General features: G+C 38.1%; 6 protein-coding genes and 1 pseudogene. 3 read left to right on the top strand and 4 right to left on the bottom strand.

The window, feature by feature from the left end; translation table 11 throughout:
* Nucleotides 1–166 (top strand): annotated as a pseudogene (locus ACFFUV_RS17345) (IS3 family transposase); the annotation flags it as partial.
* A gap of 243 nt (nucleotides 167–409) precedes the next feature.
* Here the strand turns inward: ACFFUV_RS17345 and ACFFUV_RS17340 are convergent.
* From ACFFUV_RS17340 to ACFFUV_RS17325, 4 genes are all read right to left on the bottom strand, one after another.
* Nucleotides 410–679 carry a hypothetical protein gene (locus tag ACFFUV_RS17340; RefSeq protein ID WP_390195142.1) on the bottom strand — a complete coding sequence of 90 codons (270 nt, stop codon included), beginning with the start codon at nucleotides 677–679 and terminating at the stop codon, nucleotides 410–412.
* Between the two features lie 568 nt (nucleotides 680–1,247).
* A complete protein-coding gene (locus ACFFUV_RS17335; RefSeq protein WP_390195140.1) occupies nucleotides 1,248–1,517 on the bottom strand; it encodes a hypothetical protein in 270 nt (89 codons plus the stop codon).
* A 431-nt stretch (nucleotides 1,518–1,948) separates the two neighbouring features.
* Nucleotides 1,949–3,160 (bottom strand): DUF3289 family protein, encoded by a 1,212-nt coding sequence (locus ACFFUV_RS17330; RefSeq protein ID WP_390195138.1) that lies wholly within the window; start codon nucleotides 3,158–3,160, stop codon nucleotides 1,949–1,951.
* A gap of 681 nt (nucleotides 3,161–3,841) precedes the next feature.
* Nucleotides 3,842–4,336, bottom strand: coding sequence for a hypothetical protein (locus ACFFUV_RS17325; protein WP_390195136.1), 495 nt, complete (start codon nucleotides 4,334–4,336; stop codon nucleotides 3,842–3,844).
* 489 nt (nucleotides 4,337–4,825) lie between these two features.
* Here ACFFUV_RS17325 and ACFFUV_RS17320 point away from each other — a divergent pair, with 489 nt between their 5' ends.
* Both ACFFUV_RS17320 and ACFFUV_RS17315 read left to right on the top strand, forming a co-directional pair.
* Nucleotides 4,826–5,722, top strand: a complete 897-nt coding sequence (locus tag ACFFUV_RS17320) for a hypothetical protein (protein WP_390195134.1) — start codon at nucleotides 4,826–4,828, stop codon at nucleotides 5,720–5,722.
* 112 nt (nucleotides 5,723–5,834) lie between these two features.
* Nucleotides 5,835–6,497, top strand: coding sequence for a hypothetical protein (locus tag ACFFUV_RS17315; RefSeq protein WP_390195132.1), 663 nt, complete (start codon nucleotides 5,835–5,837; stop codon nucleotides 6,495–6,497).
* Nucleotides 6,498–6,621: the final 124 nt, after the last annotated feature.

The following is a 6,621-nucleotide window of genomic DNA, read 5'->3' as shown; positions in this document are numbered from 1 at the left end:
AGTGTCGGGTTATCGGAGTTTTAGCGAAGCGAGAGAACATATAACTCGATACATCACGGGCTACTACAGCCAACTCAGGCCACATCAATATAATGGTGGGCTGACACCTAATGAGTCTGAACGACTGTATTGGGAAAACTCTAAAACCGTGGCCAATTTTAGTTGACCACTACATTCTGACCTACTGAATTATAAAATACGTACTGTAAACTGAGGTTACTAAACTACGGACGGAATATAATGTATTTTGCGAGCCAGTAGACCAGAATTCTACATCTGCTTTTCTTGATGGATCGTTCGGTTAACTTTTGCTGGCGAAACTAGCGGAGAGATGGTGGGTTATTCGACTTTCCCCTTGCTTTGGAGTTGTTAAGCTAGGGGAAATTTACGGTAGAATTATAAAATAGGTTTAGAACAACCAATCTGGTTTTAAGAAAAAGAGCAATTCTGGGATGATACCGATAACGGTAAAGATTCCGAGCCATATCCAAATCTTGCGAAATAGCGAATAACTAAATCCCCAAATGGTCCCTAATGGAGCAACGATATAGGCCTCAACAAAAAAGCTACCTAACCCTGATTCCGCTCCCGAAGATATTGGAAAGAGATACCAATGCCAGCCAAGAAGAATTAAGGATATTGGGGTATACGTATTAAATTTATAGGCTTTCAGGCTCATTTAATTAGTCATGGAGTTTAGAGTTACGTAGAAGAGTGTTTGAGGCCAGCCTGGAAAGATAAATAGTTCAGGAATGACCCCAATAGCACTAAACACCGCTACCCATATCCACATTTTTTTGTAGAAGGCATAAGATAATCCCCAAATGATAGCTATGGGAGCTAAAACAAAATAAAGTAGGAAAAATCCGGCTAGTCCAGGGTCTGACAATTCTGATTGGCCAGGGAAAAAGTGCCACCATAAGACATAAAAAATCCCAACTAGCGGAATTACAATATTTAACGTTCTAGACATCACTAAAAACAAAAATAAGCTCAGGAATTAAACCGAGAAGGATAAAAACAGCTAACCAAGGCCAAAGTTTTTTTTCAAGGGAGTACGCCCCTCCCCACGCAATAGATACTGGAGCTACTAGGAAGTACAAGATTACATACGTTCCCATAGCAGTCTGTTCGTCCCTTAAACTGGGGAAAAGGAACCATATCCAAGCGGAAAGCAATCCTAATGCTGGAACAATTATATTCAAACTGATTGGCATAGCGAGATCCTCACTGTCATCGTGAAGGCTTTAGAATAGCCACTCGGGTTTTAAGAAAAATACTAATTCTGGAATAATGCCAATAGCGGTAAATATGCTTATCCAAACCCAAAGTTTTCTAATTATGGAATAGCTGAATCCCCAAATGGTTGCTAATGGAGCGATGACATAAGCCTCTATAAAAAAGGTACCTAACCCTAAGTCATCTCCGGAACGGCTTGGGAAGAGATACCAGTGCCAGCCAAGAATGATTAAGACCAGTGGGATATATGTATTAAATTTATGGATTTTCATGTTCATTTAGTAGCCAGAATTTTGGAGTTAATAGATGGATGTATGTATGAGGTCAGTCTGAAAGATAAATAGTTAAGGAATGCTCCCCATAGCACCAAACACAGCTATCCATAACCTAAAACTATTAGGTTTGTTCTAAGGTGGTCACTTACTCAGTGAGCTATTGGCTCAAAAATAGCTGTAAATAGCCACTCTGGCCCAAAGCGGAAACTTATCCAAGGCAAGACGCCAATGAGAGAAAATATAGAAATCCACAGCCAGTCTTTTTTATATATTGAGTAACATAGCCCCCAAATTGTAGAAAAAGGAGTGACTATATACATAAGAAAGAAACCACCAAAAAGGCCTAAATCTTTAAATATTGGGAGAATCCACCAAGCCCAAAATATCAGTATTCCTATAAGTGGGGCTATAGTGTTGAATCTATGTGTGTTCATTTATCGTAGCTCAAGCATAAAGTTAATGTCTGTAAAAAACGGTCGGAAGGCGTAGTTTGCATAATGCTGTAAGATATACCATGACCTGAACCCTTTAGATAATTCATATTTATTCAGCCAATTACCAAATGGACTGGGATGATTGACATCAGGACTGTCTAGCCCAAAGTGGTCTTGAATTTCATAGCGCAAAGTGCCTCTAATTTTATTGTTTAGGTATTCAAGCTTATCGGCATATACTTTTACAGCCCATACATCGTGAACACACAAGACGGTACCATTATAAATATCTATATCTTCATTGAATTTTGGTAAGCTAACCCCAGAGTTGCTATCTGACAGTTCTGTTGACGATTCATTTAGTATGCTCTCATTGAGAGAATACTGATTTTTAAAAAGATGATTTGAGATTATTTCTTTTAGCTTGTTATGGAAAACTTTAGTTGTTGAATGCTCTTTAAGGGCCTCATCTAATAATACACTAGTAAAGTGTCCACCTTGATTCTCCTCAAATTTATCAACCATTTCATCATAAACATCTTTAGTTACTCCAGTCCATGAGAAAGCGGAAGCTAAGCTCCTCATTCTAGAAAGGTGTTCTTGGACTGATAAAGTGAACTGATCTTCTCCTGGCATATGGTAGCCTTCACGCTCTGAGTAGTAACCACGAAAAGGTTGGTTATACCCATAGTTTTGAATTTTTTGCTTTGATTCGTCACCAAACAGCATATCAGGAGCGCTTTCGTCATTCATTTGACGTTGAGTTTCGTATATCAGAACAGGATATTCTGCTTGCACTGGTAACCAAGTATCATTTGATAGCCTTTCTTCTTTTGTCTGAAGAATTCGATCTCTGACTTCCTGCTGTCTATCAGCCAAGCCCTGCTCAGCTTGAGACATTAAAGGATTGGCCATCATTGACTGCTTAGTTGGATCTTGTCCGCTAAACAGATTTACAGCTTCATCATATCCGACATCGTAGCTTGTGTCGTTTTCCCAAAACATTGAGCGCTTGGGTGGAAAAGGAAAGTCATGGCTCTCTGTTTTAGCTGGTGAGTTTCCAACCGGATTTTTCATCATCATCTGATCTTTTTCACTTTGAGCATGGAAAGCTTGTACTGCTTCCTCATAGGTCATTGGTGCTGTAATCCAGTACCCTTTGTGGTGTTTTGGTGGGAAAGGGTAGTTAAAATCATCACTTTGGCTAGTCATTTTAACGCCTTGTTTTATATGGAAAAATTATATTTAGACATCATAACAAAGCTGGTAGTTATTTCATTGGTAAAGTTTATAAATGTGACTATGTGCGATTATCTTTCTAGAGAGGTGTTGTAAGGCGTAAGATAGTAAAAACTGCCTGATGGATTGTTCTGAGAGATTAAGTGGATGTCTTAGACTTTATAAAAGAGAAAAGTAGCTCACGCAATCAGCTACCCATCCTGGTAAAATTATCAATTCCGGTATAACGCCAAAAAGAATGAAACCTACTACCCAAAACCACATTCTCTCGTGTAAAGAGTAACATAGCCCCCAAAAGACACTGATGGGAACGAAGATATAGTAAAGTAAGAAGAAAGTATCTAAATGTGTAGTTTGAGCGGTTCCTAAAGGTTTGAGAAAAAAATGCCAACCTAGAGCGTATAAGACCCAAGTAAATGGGACAGTTGTATTTATTATTTTAATCATTGGGCTTATCCTTAGACCGATGATATATAAGTATATAGGTTCAATAACTTTTAAATATAGTATACGAATAGAGTATTGTCTAACCTAGAAATTTACAACACCATTTAACTAGACATAAAGTTGTAATTTTAAGTTTTTCAGCTTGAAAGGTAGGTAAGAATAGGGGGGACTTATTGATTTTATATCTTCTTCTTGTCTCTATAAAACTCAGTGTAAGTCTTTAAATTTTATTATATTCTCATTTCTCAATATATTTGATAGAACCATAGCTTCTTCTGGCCTTAGCGTTTTTGTTTCTGATGTTAAGAAGGTATAACCCATTTTTTTATTGTCATATATGTTAATTAAGATACTCAGATGATTTGTTTTATCTGCTGAGATGAGCCAATGGCTATAATCGTCTGTTGATTTTATCAGTCCAGACAGCGTAGGTATAAGCTTTCTTCTACATTGATTTAATGCTGAACTTTTATCTATTTTTTTACTCATGACATATATATTATATGCCATCCTTTTTATGGATAATGAAAGGTTTTCTTGGGATGAATTAATTTCAAAGTCATCAATTAAAATTATCTTTATTGTCTTTTCTCTGTAATCGATTATATATACCTTATGAGACAATGATGGGTCTCCTAAGCTAAACTCCGTTAGAATCCACTCGTAATTTTCAACTGTTTTTATTTCTCTAGTTTTAACCATGAATCTCATAAATTACTTTTATCTTTCCTTACTTATACGTCTCTTCTATTAAAGAGGGATGTTAAATTAAATTTAATTTTTAGTTTTTGACTCTCACCCCAAATTTATGTCTGACCTTACAGGATAAGGTATGGTGATGCGCTATAGCAAAAGTCAGATGGTCACATATGGAGTGATGGTATTGTAATCGAACTGGTGGTTTCTTGTGTATGAAGGAGGGCTGTCTTGTTGAGCTTAAAAAAATAGCCGCCCCTCAGGGCGGCCGTGACAAGCGAAGGATATCAGAGGAGAGCGTATTACGTGGATACAAACATGGAAAGCCTGAATACCTGCTATTCGAGTTATATCTATTTATTTAGTCCGCCGGTTTCATGATTTTCATTAAAATTTGTCGTATGACAGGTCTTATCGATATAGCAAGTGCCATTTTTTATTCTAATGTTTTTATATAAACCATAATTCACAACAATAACGACAGTCGGTGGCACGATGAGTAAATCTATAAGTGGCTTTTCAATACTAGCTATAGTGCTTTTTTCATCAGCAGGTGCTAGTGCAGAAAATCAAGATGAACCTCTAAGACCTAATGATACAACTACAAACGCTAACATTGTTAATAGCGAAGGAAAGTATAAGGGAGATAAATTGTCTTTCCCTTATGACGTTGTACTGGAAGATTCGGGTAGTAACAGTAAGTACTGTTTGCCTTCTGGAGAGGAGGTAAGGGTGCAAGCCTATGACGATAAGACTTATGAAGTTTATCGTGTTTCTAATTGGGGCTGGACTAGCAAAAGCGATCGAAGGGATGAGGAAAAACTGAGGCAAAGTGTATTGCTCGGTGCTCAGATCGCAAAAGCAAATACTGACGATTTGAGAGCAAAAGCTATTAGCGAACAAGTTGCCGAAGGTAAAACACCCACGTATTACTGTGTGAACGAAACAGCAGAATATTTGCCAAGACGCCAGCTAGTACGTGCAGAGATAAACAAAGGCGGTTTTATTCCTGATAACGCGGTGATGTCTGGTTTTAGCTACGGTGTTTTATTAGTTCCTTATAAATATTATACGGATTCTAAGAACTTCGGTGGTGCTGTAACTGTCGCTCCATTTGCTGGTTACCGGATAGATTGGAGCAATATAGGTTTAGAGGCCACTCTCGTGGGTTTTGCTGGACCTACATCTCTACAAGGCAAGGACCAATCGGGAGACTCAACCAATTTATTTGGTTTGAGTTTTGGTGGTGGCTTACTCTTTGAAATCAAGAATGATTTTAATCTTGGTTTTGTATTAGGGGCCGATAAAGTGAGTAAAAGTGATAGGCCGAAATTCGAAGATGATAGTGACTTATGGCTTGCAATATCTCTTGGCTTTGACTTTAGCAACTAGATAGGTAGAGCTTGATTTGTCGATAGTACTCACGGCTAATTAGATTCTTATTGTTGAAATTTGAGCTGTATGTATATACAGTTCTTTTATCGTGTTCACAAGAGGTTTAGCGATGGGATTGGTAACAAACATCGAGCGTTGGGATATGTCAGCTGCCATTGGTATGGCGACTGAAGGTATCCGAGCCAAGTATAGTGATGGTTCTAGTAGTGGAAACTATGGAGCTGCAGATATTGAAATTGGTTCTAAGCTAGATGGTGCTAAAGTTTTGGCAGCTGTTGAACGCATGGCCGCCAAAGCACAGCACTTAGCAGATTGGAGTCTCTTCGCCTACGCTTCTCCTCTGTGGAATTCAACGGATAACAAAACTCGCCTTTTTGAAAGTGTTTTAAATGATTGGGTAGTTGCTTCTGCGGAGCAGGGCATCATGATTCAAAAACGGACTCATGATCGTATTCAAGCTTTAATTCCAGTTGTCGCTGGTGGTTTAGCGTTAGAGCAAATTGGTGGCGCTCAAACATGCCAGGATATCGATGGAGTAAAATACTCTCCTTCGCTGACCCGCTCTTATCTGATTCATGTTTTAGTCGAAGTTGATTGTCTTGATAAGCAAGAAAGCAGTGAATCATTTAAGAAAAAACGAGTGCGTTTCTACCAGAATCACTGGGCTGACTGGGATAAACATATTCAATGCATTCGCACCTTACTGATTGGCTATGACAAAGCTGCTCGTAAATTATTCAAAAAAGAACTTGAAAATAAAAACGGGGCATAATAGTGTGTATATATCTAGTATGGATAAATATACATACTTAAATTGACCGCCTGATAGGCGGTTTTTTTATGCCTCTAACATTCCATTCATAGCCTCGCTTTCGCGGGGCTTTTTTGATCTCTTA

Source organism: Vibrio olivae (genome assembly GCF_042428525.1).
In the GTDB taxonomy this organism is placed as follows: Bacteria; Pseudomonadota; Gammaproteobacteria; order Enterobacterales; family Vibrionaceae; genus Vibrio; species Vibrio olivae.
Note: the sequence above shows the minus strand (reverse complement) of the source record. Positions and strands in the feature narration are given on the sequence as shown.

What these genes read in the sequence shown, in the direction of transcription:
- ACFFUV_RS17340 (WP_390195142.1), bottom strand. Translation starts at nt 679, where the DNA reads ATGAGCCTGAAAGCCTATAAATTTAATACGTATACCCCAATATCCTTA.
- ACFFUV_RS17335 (WP_390195140.1), bottom strand. Translation starts at nt 1,517, where the DNA reads ATGAACATGAAAATCCATAAATTTAATACATATATCCCACTGGTCTTA.
- ACFFUV_RS17330 (WP_390195138.1), bottom strand. Translation starts at nt 3,160, where the DNA reads ATGACTAGCCAAAGTGATGATTTTAACTACCCTTTCCCACCAAAACAC.
- ACFFUV_RS17325 (WP_390195136.1), bottom strand. Translation starts at nt 4,336, where the DNA reads ATGGTTAAAACTAGAGAAATAAAAACAGTTGAAAATTACGAGTGGATT.
- ACFFUV_RS17320 (WP_390195134.1), top strand. Translation starts at nt 4,826, where the DNA reads ATGAGTAAATCTATAAGTGGCTTTTCAATACTAGCTATAGTGCTTTTT.
- ACFFUV_RS17315 (WP_390195132.1), top strand. Translation starts at nt 5,835, where the DNA reads ATGGGATTGGTAACAAACATCGAGCGTTGGGATATGTCAGCTGCCATT.